We start from the raw sequence: 17080 nt of genomic DNA, 5'->3' as shown, positions 1-17080 counted from the left end.
GTCGCTTTCGATCTCGGCGGGCGGGAGACCCGTTCCCCCGCCCGCGCTCCAGCGGACGGGGGAACAGAGAATTATTCGGCCAGTGCTACAACTGGGCCACTTGGATGTAGTCGAGGTTCGGGACGTAACCGGTGGAGTTCGAGAACTCGATGGTGTTCTCCCCGGCCTTGAGGGTCACGGGAATAGCGACGGTGCGGAAGTTGTCCCAGCTGTAGGTGTTGGCGAACACTTCCGTGGTGGCGGTGCCGCCATTGACCGAGATCTGGGACCAGCGCGATTCGATGTTGGAGTTGTAGTTGCCGGAGCCCGACGTGTCATCGTTCGCATACGCGATGAGCAGCATGTACGTGCCCGCGCTCGCGGCGTACACGTTGTTGAAGGTGAGCGTGTTGGCCGACGCGTCGCCGATCCAGCCGACGTAGTCGCCGCCGGACGCCCACGTGTCGGCCTCGACCGCCGCGGTGCCGGCGCGCGTGTTCGACGAACTCTCCGCCTGGTACGTCGTTCCGGTGCTGCTGGGCGACGCCGCGACGAGCAGGTCTTGCACGGTGCCGGTGCCGCTCGCGGTCACGGTCACCGGGTTGAGGCCGGCCTGCAGGTAAACCGATGCGCTGCCGGTGGATATGGAGCCGGACGTGGACGGGAGCGAGGATCCTGCGACCGGCTCCCCGTTGGCCGTCAGCGTCAGGCTGCTGCCGCCGGCTGCGGAGTACCGGACGCTGGTCGTGTAGTAGCCGTTGGACGGCGCGTACACATCGACCGTCGACGCGGCGCCCGAGGCGAGGTCGAGCGTGCCCTCACCGGTGCCGTCGGACGTGGAGTAGTCATACGAAACCGTCCCGGACGTGCGCCCGAGGGTGGATTCGTATTCGGTCGCCGCCGACGAGGCCGCGCTGAGGATGATCTGGTCCAGCGTGACCTGTCCGGTGGAGTTCCCGAGGGTCGCGTTGTCGACGGCGAGCGTGATCGTGTGCGTTCCCGCGGTCAGCGTCACGGGCACGTTGACGTAGTTGCGCCACAGCCAGTTGAGAGTGGCCGGGTAGTCGACGAATTCGTCGGCCACTCCGTCGATACTCAATGCCTGTGTTGCCCACGTGCCGGTTTCATTGCCGTAGTAGATCGCCAGGTTGTAGGAGCCCGAGGTGGGAGCCGTGACCGAGAAGGCGACGGCGCTGTCCGACTTGCTGATCGAGCCGACGTCCTCGGTGTCCGCGGTCGCGTAGCCGCCCGGATTGCTCTCCGAGCCCTGCGCGTAGACCGTCGCGTCCGTGATCGACGCGGCCGCCGCGTAGTACGCCGCGCTGTACGGGACTGTCGGCGTCGTGGCTGAGGACACGTTCGACGGGGTCAGGACGATGTGGTACGCCGACATCGAGTTCATGTTCGTCAGCGGGACCGTGATCGAGCCGGATGACGTCGAATACGTCGTCCGCGAGATGACCTGCGGCGCCGGACCGGCACCGGAGTACCCGGTCCAGTTGGTCGCCTCGACGGTCGCCGTGACGTGGGACCCGAACACGCTCGACGAGACGCCGTTGACGACGACGTTCGAGGCGCCCGAGGAGCCGCCGAGGATGACCTGGGCCTGCTTGTTTCCCGTGTTGTACGACGCGACGCCCTGCAGTGTGTCCACGGTGTTGGGCGAGGGCGGGGTGACCGCGACCGAGTTGCCGGTCATCCGGGCGTACCAGTAGTACAGCCAATACGCACCGGTCGGCGTGTTCTGCCCCGTCATCAGGTCGTCGAAGTTGCCCGCGATGTCCCAGTAGGCCTGGTCGGCGTAGACCTTGGCCTTCTCGAACATGGCGATCCACTGCACGAGCTGCCCGGGCACGGACAGGTCCGAGCGGTTGCCGTACTCGTCGATGTTGATCGGGATCGGCGTGGTGATGCCCGCCGCGGTCTCGTCAGCGCGGTAGTCGGCGTAGTGCGTGGCGAAATCGGCCAGGCTGGTGCCGGACAGCTCGTGCCAGCTGATCACGTCGGGCAGGTCGCCCGCGGCCTTGGCGTGCGCCAGGAACCCGGGCAGGAACGCCGAGTCGAAGCCGGACTCGTTCGGACCGACGACGAGCGCGCCCGGATCGTCGGACTCGATCTCCGAGTACGTCGCGTCCCACCAGCTGTAGAAGGTGTTGTAGTCGGAGGTGGAGCCGGAGCCGAGGTCGAACCACTGCTGGTCCGGCTCGTTGTAGGGCACGATCTCGAAGTCGGCCCGCTGCGGGCTGGATTCGATCTGGGCCATGATCGTGTTGACGGTGGCGAGGTACGAGGATTCGGTTTCGGTGGGGTACGGCCAGGACGAGTAGACGTCCTGGAGGTACACCAGGATCTTGCCGTTGCCGTCCTCCCGCTCGAAGGACGCTGAGATCTTCCCGGCGTCGCCGTTCGGGTGCTGGGTGTCCCCGGGCGGGCCTTGGGCGATCGTGGTGACGTTGAGCGGCGTGACGAGGTTGGCGGAAGGTACGCCCGCGTCGGAGACTCCGTAGAGCGCTCCGTTCGCGCCGTGCATCATGGCCCCGGTGCTGGTGCCGAGGTTGACCGTGAACGTGGAGGTGGCGGCCGTGGCCGGGTTGGCGAACGCCCCGGCGGTCGCGGCGGTGACGACGAGCGTCGCTGCGACCCCGGCGCGCGTCATTGCGCGTATGCGTCTCATGGCTGTGCATTCACTCCGATCGGTGTGAGTACTTCCTCTTCGCTGAACCCGACCCGCCGGAGGTGGATCAGAGTGCTCGCATGCTCGCCGGCGGGTAGGTCGAGGGGCAGGCCGCGCGCGAAGGGCACGGCGCCGTGGTGGTCGCGGGCATGCGCGATCCGGGGCATGACGTTTCTCTCTGTTAGCGGTAACAGTGATCGGCCGCGGCAGGCCGAACGGTGCCATCAGCCGGGGGTGCTCAGGCTCAGCGCGGCGCGGGGCCGCTGCTCTCGCGCAGGATCAGTTCGGGCTCGTCCCACGTCGCGGGCGGCGGCGCGGCGTTCGGGTCGAGCAGGTTGTGCAGCAGGCCGAAACTGGCCCGCCCGAGTCCCTCGAAGTCCATCCGGACGCTGGTCAGCGCCGGGTTCAGATAAGCGGACTGGGGAGCGTCGTCGAAGCCGATGACGCTCAGGTCGCCGGGCACGTCGCGACCCGCCTCCCGGGCCGCGCGCAGCACGCCGATCGCGAGATCGTCGTTGCCCGCGAGGATCGCGGTGACGCCGCGGTCCGCGACCAGTTCGCGCGCGGCGAGATAGCCCGAGCGCGGTGTCCATCCCCCGGCGTGCCGCGCCGGGACCTCGCGCCCCGCCGCGACCAGCGCGTCCTGCCAGCCCTGCGTGCGCTGGCTGAGCACCTGCGTGGACGACGGGATGGACAGGAAGTGCACGGTCTGGTGACCGAGCCCGAGCAGGTGGCGGGTGGCGCGCGAGGCGGCCTCGCGATCGTCGATCCAGACCTGCGGCCGACCGTTCGGGACCTGCCCGGTGGCCGGGCGCTCCACCAGGCCGACCACCGGGAAGTCGGGCGGCAACGCGTCCAGTGCGCGCGCTCCCGCCGCCTCGAAGGCGATCACGATCGCCGCCCGCCCGGCGCTCAGCCGCTCGATCACGTCCTGCGGACTGTCCGCCGCGTCCGGTTCCAGAACGCTGATACCCACCGTGAACCGGGCCGTGCGCGCCGCCTCCTCGATGCCGCGCAGGGCGGCGGCGTATCCGTGGGCCGCCGTGACGGCGGTGAGCACCGTCACTGCTCGCACGGGTCCGCCGGCCAGCGCCTGCGCGGCCCGGTTCGGGGTGAAGCCGAGTTCTTCGATGGTCGCCAGCACCAGGGCCCGGGTCTCGGGCCGCACGTGCGGCTTGCCGTTGATCACCCGGGAGACGGTCTGATGCGACACGCCGGCGGCGCGGGCCACCGCCCAGATGCTCGTGGCCGCGCCGCGGTCGGGCGGCGTCGTCGAGGTGCCGGTGTTGATGTTACCGCTCCCTGTCGCTCGGTCTTCGTCAGCGTAAACGTTAATCCCCGTTGGCCACGGCCGCGTTGGAGACCGACGTGATGTCGTTCGCAGCGGCCTGCGGGGCCATCTGGTTGAGCCAGACCTGGTTCATGTCCTTGAGCACGACGTTCGTGAACGCGGTGCCCGAGGTGGTCAGCGGATAGCCGATCGTCGCGCCCTGAGATCCCTGGTAGAACGCGGAGACGTCGATGCCCTTCGCCTTCCAGGCGGTGATGAACCCGCTGTCCAGGCTCGGGATCGCGGCCCAGACCGTGCCCGAGTCGGTGACGATCTTCTCGGAGGCGGCCGACCCGAGCCATTCCTCGAGCTGCCACGCCTCCGCCGGGTGCTTGGTGCCCGAGTAGATGGCGTCGGTCAGGCCGTTGAAGACCGTGCCGGAACCCTTCGGACCGGTCGGCAGCGCGGCCACGCCCCAACTGCCGGCGGGCAGCGAACTCTGGTACGTGTCGAGGTCCCAGTCGCCGTCGAAGGTGATCGCGGCGGTGTTCTGCGCGAGTATCTGCGGCAGCGCGGCGGCGTTCGGCGTGTTGGTGATCGTGCCGGGAGCCTCGACGTGCCACTTGTACATGAGGTCCTGTTCGAACTGCATCGCCTGCACGCACGCGGCCGAGCTCACCGTCCACGCGCCGTACGCCCTGTCCTGCAGCTCACAGCCGTTCTCCACACCGAAGTCCCACCAGTCCTGCTGGCCGTTCGGCGCCTCGAGCGCGATGCCGTACTGCTTGATGTGGCCCGCGTCGAAACCGGCCTGGTTCGGGTGCTTGCCGTTCTGGTCGACGGTCAGCTTCTGCAGCGCGGCGACGAACGAGCCGCCGTCCGTCAGATTCCAGCTGAGCGACCCGAGCTGAGCCGGCGTCATGCCGGCCGTCGTCAGGTCCTTCGCGTTGTAGATCGTCGCGATCGTGTCCCAGTCCTTCGGCAGGCCGTAGATCGTGCTGCCGTTCTCCCACTCGGCGAGCAGCTTGGGGCTGTACTGGGTCAGGTCGAGCTTCGAGGACTTCACGTCATCGGCGATGTTCGTGATGATGCCCTCCTTCGCGAGTTCGGGCAGGTACTCCAGGTGGTCCCAGAACACGTCCGGCATGTTGCGTCCGGCGGCAGAGGTCTGCAGCTTCGCCCAGTACTGCGCCCACGACACGAGGTCGATGGTGACGTGGATGTTCGGATGCGCCTTCTCGAACACGTCGATGGACTGCTGGTAGGCGGCCTCTTCGCTGGTCTGCCAGATCATGTAGGTCAGGTTCACCGTCCCGCCCGAGGAGCCGGAAGAGCCTCCGCAGGCCGAGGTGAGTCCGACCACTGTGACAGCGGCGGTCGCGAGGGCGAGTGTCTTTCTGGTGGCTCGTCGGAACATCGTTTATCAGTCCACTTCTCTGTGGCGAATAGAAAGATGTACGGTGGTTTACTTGAGACCGGTCAGCGCGATCGACCGGACGATGTGCCGCTGGAACAGCAGGAAGATGGCGACCAGCGGGAGCAGCGCGACCGCCGCGGCCGGGAGCAGGATGTGCAGTTCGGAGGCGAACTGCCCCTGCAGCGCGGCGACGCCCACGGTGACGACCTCGTCGCGTTCGCTGCTCGTGGCCATCAGCGGCCAGAGCAGGCTGTTCCACGTGTTGACGAAGGTGATCGTGGCGAGCGTGGCGAGTATCGGCTTGCTGAGCGGGAGCATGATCCGCCTGAGGATCGCCCACGTGCCGGCGCCGTCGATGCGGGCCGCGGCCTCCAGATCGGCCGGGATGGTCTGGAAGTACTGCCGGACCAGGAAGATCCCGTAGGGCGTGCCGAAGACGTAGGGCAGGATCAGCGCGCGGTAGGTGTCGATCAGCTGCAGGTGGCTCATGATCAGGAACAGCGGGATGAGCGTGACGATCTGAGGCACCATCATCATCGCGATGAACGCCCAGAACAGCGGCTCGCGACCGGGGAAGTCGAGGCGGGCGAAGGCGTACGCGGCCATCGTCGTGAATACCAACTGCCCGATCGTGATCACGCCGGCGACGATCGTGGTGTGCACGATGAACCCGGACATGTCGTACTGCTGCCACAGCTGTGTGAAGTTGGACCAGGTCGCGGGCACGGCCGGGGTCCAGGCTTGCGTGGAGAGCAGCGTGGACTGCGGCTTGAACGCGGCGTTCAGGGTCATCAGGTAGGGCGCGATCGAGACCAAGCCGCCGACTGCCAGCAGCAGGTAGACCGTCGTTCCATTCACGCGACGGCCGATTCGCTTCGTTGCCATGTCGTCCTCCTCAGCTGAAGTCGTAGATGGTGCGCTTGCGGAAGTAGCGGAACTGCACGATCGTCACCAGGAGGATCACCGCGAACAGCAGGATGGAGAGCGTCGCGGCGTAGCCGGCGTGGAAGAGCTGGAAGGCCTGCTGGTAGATGTAGTAGTTCATGGTCGTCGTGGACTGACCGGGGCCGCCCTGTGTCATCACGTAGACGGTGTCGAACTGCTGGAACGAGCCGATGATGTTGGTGACCAGCACGAAGAACATCGACGGCCGCAGCAGCGGGAGCGTGATCCGGAAGAACCGTTGCAGTGCATTGGTCCCGTCGATCGCGGCGGCCTCGTAGACCTGCTGCGGAATCGCCTGGAGGCCGGCGAGCAGGAAGAGCATCGTGTAGCCGGTGTACTGCCACACGTTGACGCTCGCGATGACCGGCATCGCCCACGTCGTCGAGGTCAGCCAGTTCGGGCCGGTGAAGCCCAGCATCGAGATGAAGTGGTCGATGATCCCGGAGCGCGGGTCGAAGAACCAGTTCCAGATCACGCCGAGGGCCACCGGCATCGCCATCCACGGCAGCACGAAGATGACGCGGAAGAACTTCGAGCCGCGCATCTTCCTGTTCAGCGCCAAGGCGAGGAGCAGCGCGAGGACCGTCTGCAGCGGGATGTTCAGCAGCACGTAGTACGCCGTGTTCAGCAGTGCGTGCCAGGACTGCGAGTCGGTGAACATGCGCCGGTAGTTGGCGAGGCCGACGAACTGCGGCGAGGTGATCAGGTTCCAGCTGAACAGGCTGAGGACGAACACGATCACGACCGGCGCCACCAGGAACGCGAGGAAGCCGAACAGGCTCGGCGCGAGCAGGAGGTAGGCCTCGAAGGCGGTACGGGTGCGGCGTGATCTGGCCCGCGAGCCCGTGGCCACCGGGGCGCTCGTGGCCGCCTCGGCTATGTTAGCGCTCACAATCTCAGCTCCAGGACAGCGCGGAAGGAAACGGATGGGTTGGCCGGATGGCCGGGACACACTGGGAAACTCGGCCGCTGTTCACATCGCGGTTACGTCTGAGGAATAGTTATCGATAACATGGGCGCATTGTCAAGAGGTTCGGGCTGGCATGCTTGGTTTCCATGACCGAGCCGATCTCGCCAGAGCCCCCGTCAGACATCGGCAGAACCCTGCTGACGCAGTCCTGGCTCGACCTCGCCCTGCTGCACTGGGAGATCGACCCGGACCTGGTCAGCGGCCTGCTGCCGGCGGGAACGTCGCCCGATGTGCTGGACGGGCGGACCTACGTCGGTCTGATCGCATTCCGGATGCACCGCGTCGGCTGGCTCGGGCTGCCCGGCGTGCCGTACTTCGGAACGTTCCCGGAGACGAACGTGCGGCTCTACTCGGTCGACGGGCACGGCCGGCGCGGCGTCGTCTTCCGCTCACTGGACGCGTCGCGGCTGCTGCCGGTGGTGATCGCCCGCGCCGGGTTCCGGCTGCCGTATCTCTGGGCCCGAATGTCCATCCGCCGCGAGGGGGCCGTGCTGAACTACGAGTGCCGGCGCCGCTGGCCGGGGCCGCGCGGCGCGCGGAGCGCGCTCAGCATTCGGATCGGCGAGCGCATCGAGGAGCCGAGCGAGCTTGAGCACTTTGTTACCGCGCGCTGGGGTCTGCACAACGATTGGTTCGGCCGTCCGCTCTATCTCCCGAACGCCCATCCGCGCTGGCCGCTGTACCGTGCCGACGTGCTGAACTGTGACGACGAGCTGGTGCGGGCGGCCGGGCTCCCCGCACCGACCGCCGCTCCCGTCAGCGTGCTGTATTCGCCCGGCGTGCAGGTCCGCTTCGGGCCGCCCGCTCGTGACCCGGCGACCAGGTCGACGCCGTCGGCCGGCTCGTAGGTCTGGCTCGTAGGTCTTCAGCCGCAACGCCCTCGACTCCGGCCCGCTCGGCTACAAGAGCGGCGAGGTCACGCCGGATTCGTCGGTGCCGGAGGCGGTGGTCGAGCGACTGGAGGACACGGTCGTCGTGGTCGTGGTGTCGGTGCGGGACAGGTCGCCGAGCACGACGACGCCGAGCATCGAGACCCCGACCATCGCGGCCGTGCTGATCAACGTGATCGGCCGCTTCATGAACGCCCGGATACCCTTGGCGCCCCGACCCGCGTCCGCCTTCTCCTGCTCCCCCAAAGGGTTCTCGGTAGTCATACCAGCGAGCATGCGCTCCGGCGATCAGAGCGCAGTGACGCACGCATGAATTCTCATTAAGAACGTCCCGGGCTACGACTCGGCTACGACTCCAGGGCCGCGAACGCCTGGCGGACCAGCTCAGTGAGCTCCTTGACCGGCAGCGGGCCCATGCCGCGCTCCTCGCCGCACTCGCCGCCGCCGACCGGATACGCGACCATCATGCCGCGGATCGCCGAGACCCCGGCGCGTGCCTGGACGGCGGCGCGCAGCAGCGTCGAACGCGCTTCGGGGTCGGCGCCCGCGGCCACCAGACGATCCATGAAGGCGTCGGTGATCGCGTTCTCCAGGTCGTTCTTCAGCGCGTGCGCCTCGTGATGCTCCTCGTGCATTCCCTTGGGCGGGCCGCTGACCAGCAGCGTCGGCGCGGCGCCGGTCTCGGTGAACCAGTCGACCACGGTCTCGCGGAGCGCGACGAGCGGCGGCTCCGCGGCCGGGCGCTCGCGCACCACCGGGACCCGATCGCCGCTGTGCACAGCGGAGCGCGCAACGCCGGCCGCGTCGTGACGGCGGCCGCGCTGATCATGTTCTCGGTGTTCGCATCCTTCGTCACGAGCGACAGCATGATCCTCAAGCAGATCGCCTTCGCTCTCGCCGTCGGCGTGCTGCTGGACGCGTTCGTCGTCCGGATGACGCTCGTCCCCGCCGTCCTCGCCCTCACCGGACGCGCCGCCTGGTGGCTCCCGCGCTGGCTGGAGCGTGTGCTGCCCAACCTCGACATCGAGGGCGAGAGCCTGCGGCGGCAGCCCGCGTCATCGGCGGCTGCCGACGGCAGTGAGGAGGACGCCTCCATGATCTCTCTTCATTAGTGCTTAAGAAACCTCTGGCTCCCGGATTGTTCACCTAACGAGCGTTCAGTCTTTCTAGGATGTTCGCTCGTGCCTGAAATCTCTCGTCGTTCCGTTCTGACCGTTCTCGGCGCGGGTGCCCTCGCCGCCGGGGCCACCGCCACCGTGCAAGCCGCCGCCGGATCCGGTGGGCCGGCCGTCGGCGCGGCCGCGGGCCCCGGCGACAACCCGATCCGCGTCGAAAACAGCAAGCCGGGCAGCGGGGACTGGCGGATCGGCGCCGGGGACACGGTGGGCGCGGACGACCTCGGGCGGCAGATCGCCGGGTATGCGTCGGCGACCAGTGTCAATCTCGGCGGCTCGATCGACTTCCACGTGTCGACCGAGCCCGCGCGGCGCTTCACCGTCTCGGTCTACCGGCTCGGCTACTACGGCGGCGCGGGCGCGCGACAGCTGACGACCAGTCCGAAGCTGTCCGGGGAGCGGCAGCCGGAACCGGTCACCGATCCGACGAACGGGATGATCCACTGCCCGTGGTCCTCGAGCTGGACGCTGAGCGTGCCGAAGGGCTGGACCTCCGGCGCGTACCTCGCGGCGTTCACCACCGAGGACGGGCACCGCAGCGTGACCCCGTTCGTGGTGCGCGACGACGAGCGGAAGGCCGACTTCCTGGTCGTGCTGCCGTTCTCGACGTACCAGGCGTACAACCAGTGGCCGCTGAACGGGAAGGTCGGCAAGAGCCTCTACTACGGGTACGGCGACGAGAGCGACGCGGGCGAGGCGCTCGCGGAGGGCGGCTCGACGCGGGTGGACGTGCACGGCAAGCCTGTCTCGTACGGCGCGCGGGCCAGGACGGTCAGCTTCTCCCGGCCGTACTCCGGCGTCGGGCTGCCGCAGCGCATCGACCTCGACTACGAGTTCCTGCAGTGGGCCGAGCGCATGGGCTACGACCTGAGCTACGCGACGAGCGTCGATCTGCATCAGGGCCTGGTGACCACGTCGCAGTACTCGGGCCTGGTGTTCTCCGGCCACGACGAGTACTGGTCCCAGCGGATGCGGGAGACCGTCTCGGCCGCTGTGGACCGCGGCACGCACCTGGCGTACATCGCGGCGAACAACGTCTACTGGCACGTCCGCTTCGAGCAGGATCCGCACGGTGGCGACACGCCGATCATGGTCTGCTGGAAGAGCGACCCCGACCCCGCGCCGGACGAGAGCGGCCCGACCTGCCTGTGGCGCGAGGTGAAGTCGAACGGGACGCAGGCGGAGCAGGGACTGCTCGGCGTGATGTACAACGGGATCCCGCGCGAGGAGGTCCCGCTCCAGGTCTCGAACCCGCAGCACTGGTTCTGGGCCGGGACCGGGGTGCACGACGGCGAATCGATCCCGGGGATCGTCGGTGGCGAGGCGGACGGCTACTACCCGGGCGCGCCGGCGCCGCGGAATCTCACCAGCCACACGCTGCTCTCGGCCTCGCACTACATGGCCCTCGGCGGCAGCAACTGGCCGCGCGTGCAGCACACGAGCCTGTACGAGACCAACCGCGGCGCCGTGGTGTTCGCCGCCGCGACGTTCAACTGGTCGTTCGGTCTCAACCGTCCGGGCTACGTCGACGCCCGAGTGCAGCAGGCCACGACGAACCTGTTCAACCGGCTACGACAGCGGTCCGCATGAGGTCGGCCTCCGTGGGCTCGGCCTGACGCGACGTCAGCATCGCCGGGACGGCGGCGGGGACCGCGAGCAGCAGCACCTTGACGGCGTCCGGTCCCGGCAGCGGAACCAGGAGCACGATCGCGAGCAGCGCGGCGTACCCGGCGATCGCGCGCACGGCGATCGTGGATCGTTCGGCGCGCGCGACGACGAGGACGGCCGCGACGCAGGACCACCACGGCGAGCACAGGTCCGCCGCGCGGAGCACGTCCGCGCCGATCGGCGTCGACGTCCATTCGGCGTAGGCGACGGCGCCGAACGTCAGCAGCCCCGCGAGCAGCTCGGCCGCCCACGCTGCGAGCAGCACGCGCAGCCAGAGCCGGACGCGGCGCCCCTCGCCAACGGCACTGCCCGCGTCTACCGCAGCGGCAACGACCTCAGCACCGGGAGCGATAGCCGCACCGGCGGCAGGAGCGGTAGCCGCACCGGCAGCGGGAGCGGTAGCCGCACCGGCAGCAGCGGCCTCAGTACCGGCAGCGGGCGCGGCACCGGCAGCCGCACCGTCCGTGGCGTTGGCCACTACACCGGCAGCGGCACCATCCACGAGACTAGCGACGACACCGGCACCGCCTACCGCATCGACGACGGCACCGGAAGCGGCACCGTCTACGGCACTGGCGAAGGCAGCGGCAGCCGCGGCACGCCGGGTCCGCAGCCGGATCCAGATCGAGACGGCGAGCCAGAACAGCGCCAGCCCCACGTAGGTGACCACCCAGCCGACGCGGCCGGCGTTCTGGCCCTGGAAGGCCCAGTCGTTGTGCCCGACGTCGTGGGAAATACGGGAGATCAGATAAGCCGGGATCGAGTGGGCGCTCTGCCCGCTGTCGGCCGGGCCGAGTGCCACGGCGGCTAGCGGGGTGACAGCGATGGTGGCCGCTGCGGTGAGCGCCAACAGTGCCCGGCTGAAGAGTGGCGAGGCGGTGTGCATGGCCCGCAGCGTACGCGGGTGAAAAGAACGGCAGCACACCTCTCGGTTACCGGGGGGACATATCCATAACCCCGGGGGTTGGCCGAGGACCGCTAACGTCCGCGAGTGGCCTTCAGCAATTTCAAGTCCGACCTGCGCAAGCGGTTCATCGCGGGAGCGATGCTCGTCGCGGCGCTGTTCACCCTGATCCAGGCGGTCGACTACCGGCAGAACGTGCCGTCGAACGACACCTATCAGTACGCGAAGCAGACGCTGCGCATCCTCGGCGACAGCCAGGACAAGGCGATACACGACGCGGTGGTGATGTACTGCCAGGACAGCGGGAACGCGGCGGCCACGGCATCGACGCTCAACTACGCGGGCGGATCGAGCAGTTCCTCCACGAGCTATTCGTCGGCGTACAACGCCTGCCTCAGCACCTACCGGAACGGGCTGACGCCGAACTCCGCGCGCTATCTCGCGATCTTCACGTCGCGACCGGGGTATCCGCTGCTCGCCGCCCCGTTCGCCGCGCTGTTCGGGCTGCGGTTCGGGCTCTGGTTCGCGGCGATGCTCTGCACGATCATCGGCGGCCTGTTGGTGATCGTGCTGCTGCGCACGGCCGGGGCCGCCCGGATGGCGGCGCTCGGCGGGCAGGTGCTCTTCCTGGCCGCGCCGACCGGCTACTGGGGAAGCAGGATGCTGACGGACGGGCCGTCGCTCGCCACGACACTGCTCGCGCTGCTCGGCGCGCTGTCGCTGGCGAAGGGCCGGACGCGAGCCGGGCTCTGGGCGCTCGGGGCGGGCCTGGTGACCGGGTTCGTCGTGCGGTACTCGAGTGAGCAGATCGCGGCGCTGGTGCTGGCCGTGGCCGCGCTGATCTGCCTCAGATGGGTGCCCTCGTCCCGCACGCGCGGCATGAAGCTGCTCGCGGCGGTCGCGGGCGGCGGGTTCATCGTGTCCGAGATCGCCAGTACGGCTCTGGGCTGGCCCGGACTCTCCGCGTCGCTGCAGGACACGTTCACCAAGCATTTCATCCGACCGGACGTCTCGGACCCGGTCGGCCGCCTCGTCAAGCTGGACCTGCACTACTGGGGCTACTACCCGGTCTCCGAGCCGACCGCGCTGCTGCTGCTCGTGGGCCTGATCGCGATCGCGGTGGCGCTCGTGCGGCGGGATGCCGTGTACGGGATCTTCGTGATCGCGGTCGCGGCCACCGGGCTCGCCGCCGTCATCGCGCACCCGATCTCCTCGCAGGCGGACCGGCTGATGTCGCCGGTCTGGGTGCTCCTGGCGCTGGGCCTGCCCCTGCTGTTCACCGCGCGCCGGGACCCAGTGCCGGAACCCCACAAGGAAACAGCCTTCGCCTCGGAAGCCGCGTGAGAGGGAACGACAAGCTCATGAAGGTATTGATGCTCGTCCAGTCCAATGTGGCGCACGACGCGCGGGTGCTGCGCGAGGCCCGCTCGTTGGCCGACGAGGGGCACGCGATCCACATCATCGGCAAGGACGTGCCGCAGGCCTGGCAGCCACCGACCGGGATCACGGTCGGGTCGGTGTCCGGCGGCAGCGGTCTGAAGGCGAAATCCGGCGGTGCATCGGCGGGCGGAGGCTCGGCGGCCGGTGTCTCGGCCGCACGTGGGGGCCTGGCCGGCCAGGCGCGCGGCGCTGCGCGCTGGGCGCTGCTGCCGCAGCATCGGCAGACGGTGTGGCGTACGTGGTGCGAGCGGGCGCGCGAGGCGGTGGGCGATCGCAAGTACGACGTCGTGCACGCGCACGACTTCAACGTGCTCGTGCTGGCCGCCGAGCTGGCGGAGAAGGGCAACGCGCAGCTCGTGTACGACTCGCACGAGTGGTGGTCGGGCCGGGAGCGGCACGGGCGTCCCACTCCGCTGGAGCGCGCGCGGGAGCTGCGGATCGAGCGGCAGATCGTCGCGAAGGCCGACGCGGTGCTGACCGTGAGCGACGGGATCGCGGAGCGGCTCGGCAAGTGGCGGTCGACGCCGGTGACCGTCGTGCGCAACACCTTTCCGCTGCAGGAGCGGACGACCGCCGGTAAGTTGGCGGACCGGCCGAGGGGGGCCGTGTACGCGGGCCGGATCGGGGCGGCACGGGACATCGAGACCCTGCTCACCGCGACCGGCGCGCTCAAGCTCGACACCGTGCTCATGGGCAACGCCGACCGCGAGTTCCTCCCCCACCTGCGGCTGACCGACGCGACGGTCCGGATAGAGCCCGCGCGGCCGGTCGACGAGGTGGACGAGGTGCTGCGGGAGGTGGGGATCTCCGTCGTCACGCTCACCGACAGCTGCGAGAACCACCGGCTCGCCCTGCCGAACAAGGTCTTCCACGCCGTGCGCGCGGGCGTGCCGGTCGTCGCCGCGGACCTGCCGGAGCTGCGGCGGCTGGTGACGAAGTACGGGATCGGCGCGCTCTACCGGCCCGGCGACGCCGAGTCGATGCAGCGTGCGCTGGAGCAGGTCGCGAACGACTACCCGGCGCTGTGCGAGCGCGTGGCGCAGGCGCGTGACGAGCTGAGCTGGGATCAGGACTCGAAGGAGCTGGTGCGCGTGTACGAGTCGCTGGCGAGGGCCCGGTGAGCAGTTCTCCGAAGGTCGTGATGCTCGTCGCCAACGGTGTGGTCGGCGATTCACGGGTGCAGAAGATCGCCTGGTCGATGGCGGCGGCGGGCTACGACGTGACGCTGGTCGGCCGCGCTCTCGGCGACGCGGGGCAGCGATACAAGCTCGGCTCGGCGGACGTCGTGCTCGTGCCGGTGCCGAAGACCGTGTCAGCGTACGAAGGGGCCAGGCTGCGCGGCGGGGCCCGGGCGAAGCGGCTGCGGCCCGGCTATCGTGACGCGCGAGCCGGCCTCGCCGAACGCGACGTCGCGTCCGGACGCCTGTGCGCCTCGGCCTCGGCGCAGGTTCGGCACTGGCTCGCCACGCGTCCGGCCACCGACAACCTCGTCGCGAGCCTCGGCCGCGGCCCGGTCGGCGGCGCGGCGCACAAGGTGGTCGGCAGCACGCTCGGGCTGGTCGACCAGTACGGCGGCTGGCGCTGGTTCAACCCGTGGTTCGCAGACCTCGAACTCACGCTCGCGCCCGTGGTCGCGGAGCTCGAACCGGATCTGATCCACGCGCACGACTTCCACATGGTCGGCATCGGCGCCCGGCTCGCCGCGACGCTCAGCACCGCCGAGCGGCCGGTGCGCTGGATCTACGACGCGCACGAGTATCTGCGCGGGATCGAGGTGCCCTCGTCCACCGACGTCCGGCTGCGGATGCGTCGCAGGATGCTGATCGGCGTGGAGCGCGAGTACATCGGCCGTGCGGACGCCGTCCTGACCGTGTCGGAGGGCATCGCGACGAAGCTCGCGAACGATCACCGGCTGAGCCGACGCCCGCGGGTGATCCTGAACGCTCCGGTGATCAAGCGGAGCATCACGCAGAATTCAGACGAGGGGCCCGGTCGGAGCCTGCGCGGCGACTGCGCTCTCGCAGAGGATGTCCCACTGCTGATCTACAGCGGCGGCATGTCCCCCCGCCGCGGCGTCTCGACGGCGATCGAAGCGCTCGTCGAACTACCCGGCGCGCACCTCGCCCTGATCGCGCGCGAGGACGACCCGGATGTCGCGGCGCTCCGGCAACGCGCCACGGACTGCGCGGTCGCGGACCGGCTGCACGTGGTCCCGTACGTACCGGTGGACCAGGTCGTGCCGTATATCAGCTCCGCGACGATCGGCCTCATCCCGATCCTGCACCTGCCGAACCATGAGCTGTCGCTGATCACCAAGTACTTCGAGTACCTCCACGCCGCCCTGCCGATCGTCACCAGCGACGTCCGCGAGATGGCCGCCGAGACCCGCCGCCTCGGCGTCGGCGAGGTCTTCATCGCCGGCGACGCGACGTCCCTGGCAGCCGCGGTCCGCAGGGTCCTCGACTCCCCGGCGACCTACCGCGCGGTGTATCAGGGCATCGACGACCCGCGGCCCGCCTCGTCCTGGGCGGGCCAAGCGGCCAAGCTCGACGCGCTCTACCGGCAGGTGCTCGGCCGCGAGCCGGGCGCCGTCCGGGTAGCCGGCGAGCTGGAACTCGTGCCGGTCAGTGAGAGCGAGCAGCCCGCTCCAGCTCGGTGACGACGCGGGCGGCGGCTTGGCCGTTGCCGAAGGGATGGCCTGTCGGCGTCGCGGGGGCCGGGCGGGCGGCGTCGGCGGCGAAGGTGGGGGCGGTCGGCTCCGCCAGGACGTTCCACCCGTCGACGAGGGTCTCGGGCCACTCGGTCTCGGTGCGCACGGTCGTGCACGGACGCGCGAGGATGTACGCCTCCTTCTGCAGGCCGCCGGAGTCCGTGACCACGCCGACCGATCCGGCGAGGGCCGCGACCATTTGCGCGTACGGCAGCGGGGCGCCTGCATGGAGGGCGCCGCGGTCGAGTTCGATCCCGTGCTCGGCGGCGCGGGCGCGGAGGCGGGGGTGCGCGAGCAGGGCGACGGGGATCGGCAGCGCGGCGAGGGCGTCGATGATCGCGGAGAGCCGCGAGCGGTCGTCGGTGTTCTCGGCGCGGTGGATCGTGGCGAGGAGGTACGGCTGCGAGGGGTCGACGCCGGGTGCCGGGGCTTCGGACTCGGTCGCCAGGGAACGCGCGCGCAGGCAGGCGTCGACCATGACGTCTCCGACCATCACGGTCCGGTCGCCGAGTCCTTCGCGCTCCAGATGCTCCACGGCCTGCGGCGTCGGCGCGAGCAGCAGGTCCGCCGCGTGGTCCGTCAGCACCCTGTTGTGCTCCTCGGGCATCCGCCGGTTGAACGAGCGCAGCCCGGCTTCGAGGTGCGCGAGCGGCAGGTGCAGCTTCACGGCGCTCAGCGCGCCCGCGATCGTCGAGTTCGTGTCCCCGTAGACCAGCACCCAGTCCGGCGCGTACTTGGCGAGGATCGGGTCGAGTGCCGCGAGCATCGCGGCGGTCTGCACCCCGTGGCCCGAGCCGGCACCACTGCGCCCGTCCACGACACTCTGCCCATCCAAAACCGCGTGCAGCTGCTCGTCCGGCTCCGGGATCCCGAGGCCCGAGAAGAAGACTCCGGACAGCTCCGGGTCGTAGTGCTGGCCGGTGTGCACGATCACGTGCTCGTGCCCCGCCGCCGTGACCGCGGCCGCGATCGGGGCGAGCTTGACGAACTGCGGGCGGGCGCCGACCACGCTGACGATTCTCACGCGCCCGATCATAG

15 protein-coding genes are annotated in these 17080 nt (G+C 69.4%); 6 read left to right on the top strand and 9 right to left on the bottom strand.

Annotation, left to right across the window (positions count from 1 at the left end; translation table 11 throughout):
• Nucleotides 1–85: 85 nt before the first annotated feature.
• The 5 genes from VG296_RS07575 to VG296_RS07555 form a co-directional block, all read right to left on the bottom strand.
• Complete coding sequence (locus VG296_RS07575; protein WP_325564524.1) at nucleotides 86–2635, bottom strand: carbohydrate-binding protein; 2550 nt, start codon at nucleotides 2633–2635, stop codon at nucleotides 86–88.
• A 262-nt stretch (nucleotides 2636–2897) separates the two neighbouring features.
• Nucleotides 2898–3884, bottom strand: coding sequence for a LacI family DNA-binding transcriptional regulator (locus VG296_RS07570; protein ID WP_325564522.1), 987 nt, complete (start codon nucleotides 3882–3884; stop codon nucleotides 2898–2900).
• Nucleotides 3885–3984: 100 nt separating this feature from the next.
• Nucleotides 3985–5340 carry a sugar ABC transporter substrate-binding protein gene (locus VG296_RS07565; RefSeq protein ID WP_325564520.1) on the bottom strand — a complete coding sequence of 452 codons (1356 nt, stop codon included), beginning with the start codon at nucleotides 5338–5340 and terminating at the stop codon, nucleotides 3985–3987.
• 48 nt (nucleotides 5341–5388) lie between these two features.
• The gene (locus VG296_RS07560; protein WP_325564518.1) at nucleotides 5389–6225 is read right to left on the bottom strand and encodes a carbohydrate ABC transporter permease; all 837 of its coding nucleotides are present in this window, start codon (nucleotides 6223–6225) and stop codon (nucleotides 5389–5391) included.
• A gap of 10 nt (nucleotides 6226–6235) precedes the next feature.
• Nucleotides 6236–7177 (bottom strand): sugar ABC transporter permease, encoded by a 942-nt coding sequence (locus VG296_RS07555; protein WP_325564516.1) that lies wholly within the window; start codon nucleotides 7175–7177, stop codon nucleotides 6236–6238.
• Between the two features lie 164 nt (nucleotides 7178–7341).
• Between VG296_RS07555 and VG296_RS07550 the strand changes: the two genes are divergently transcribed.
• A complete protein-coding gene (locus VG296_RS07550) occupies nucleotides 7342–8103 on the top strand; it encodes a DUF2071 domain-containing protein (protein ID WP_325564514.1) in 762 nt (253 codons plus the stop codon).
• A 51-nt stretch (nucleotides 8104–8154) separates the two neighbouring features.
• Here the strand turns inward: VG296_RS07550 and VG296_RS07545 are convergent, their stop codons facing one another.
• Together VG296_RS07545 and VG296_RS07540 are read right to left on the bottom strand one after the other, a co-directional pair.
• On the bottom strand, nucleotides 8155–8409 hold the full coding sequence (locus tag VG296_RS07545; RefSeq protein ID WP_325564512.1) for a hypothetical protein: 255 nt from the start codon (nucleotides 8407–8409) through the stop codon (nucleotides 8155–8157).
• An 83-nt stretch (nucleotides 8410–8492) separates the two neighbouring features.
• On the bottom strand, nucleotides 8493–8897 hold the full coding sequence (locus VG296_RS07540; protein ID WP_325564510.1) for a hypothetical protein: 405 nt from the start codon (nucleotides 8895–8897) through the stop codon (nucleotides 8493–8495).
• A 21-nt stretch (nucleotides 8898–8918) separates the two neighbouring features.
• Between VG296_RS07540 and VG296_RS07535 the strand changes: the two genes are divergently transcribed.
• Both VG296_RS07535 and VG296_RS07530 read left to right on the top strand, forming a co-directional pair.
• On the top strand, nucleotides 8919–9257 hold the full coding sequence (locus VG296_RS07535; protein ID WP_325564508.1) for an MMPL family transporter: 339 nt from the start codon (nucleotides 8919–8921) through the stop codon (nucleotides 9255–9257).
• 69 nt (nucleotides 9258–9326) lie between these two features.
• On the top strand, nucleotides 9327–10910 hold the full coding sequence (locus tag VG296_RS07530) for a N,N-dimethylformamidase beta subunit family domain-containing protein (RefSeq protein ID WP_325564506.1): 1584 nt from the start codon (nucleotides 9327–9329) through the stop codon (nucleotides 10908–10910).
• On the opposite strand, the gene VG296_RS07525 is transcribed toward VG296_RS07530, so the two are convergent.
• The gene (locus tag VG296_RS07525) at nucleotides 10882–11874 is read right to left on the bottom strand and encodes a hypothetical protein (protein WP_325564505.1); all 993 of its coding nucleotides are present in this window, start codon (nucleotides 11872–11874) and stop codon (nucleotides 10882–10884) included. The two genes, VG296_RS07530 and VG296_RS07525, sit on opposite strands and share 29 nt — an antisense overlap.
• Before the next feature lie 105 nt (nucleotides 11875–11979).
• Between VG296_RS07525 and VG296_RS07520 the strand changes: the two genes are divergently transcribed.
• Genes VG296_RS07520 through VG296_RS07510 form a run of 3 tightly spaced genes read left to right on the top strand, consistent with a single transcriptional unit; the run spans nucleotide 11980 to nucleotide 15991 of the window.
• A complete protein-coding gene (locus tag VG296_RS07520) occupies nucleotides 11980–13236 on the top strand; it encodes a hypothetical protein (RefSeq protein WP_325564504.1) in 1257 nt (418 codons plus the stop codon).
• Between the two features lie 17 nt (nucleotides 13237–13253).
• Complete coding sequence (locus VG296_RS07515) at nucleotides 13254–14453, top strand: glycosyltransferase (protein ID WP_325564502.1); 1200 nt, start codon at nucleotides 13254–13256, stop codon at nucleotides 14451–14453.
• A complete protein-coding gene (locus tag VG296_RS07510) occupies nucleotides 14450–15991 on the top strand; it encodes a glycosyltransferase (RefSeq protein ID WP_325564500.1) in 1542 nt (513 codons plus the stop codon). Before VG296_RS07515 ends, VG296_RS07510 begins: the two co-directional genes overlap by 4 nt.
• On the opposite strand, the gene wecB is transcribed toward VG296_RS07510, so the two are convergent.
• Nucleotides 15957–17066 (bottom strand): non-hydrolyzing UDP-N-acetylglucosamine 2-epimerase, encoded by a 1110-nt coding sequence (gene wecB, locus VG296_RS07505; protein WP_325564498.1) that lies wholly within the window; start codon nucleotides 17064–17066, stop codon nucleotides 15957–15959. The genes VG296_RS07510 and wecB overlap by 35 nt on opposite strands.
• Between the last annotated feature and the right edge of the window lie 14 nt (nucleotides 17067–17080).

Source organism: Actinospica sp. (assembly GCF_035552695.1).
In the GTDB taxonomy this organism is placed as follows: domain Bacteria; phylum Actinomycetota; class Actinomycetes; order Streptomycetales; family Catenulisporaceae; genus Actinospica.
This window is presented reverse-complemented; position numbering and strand designations above follow the sequence as displayed.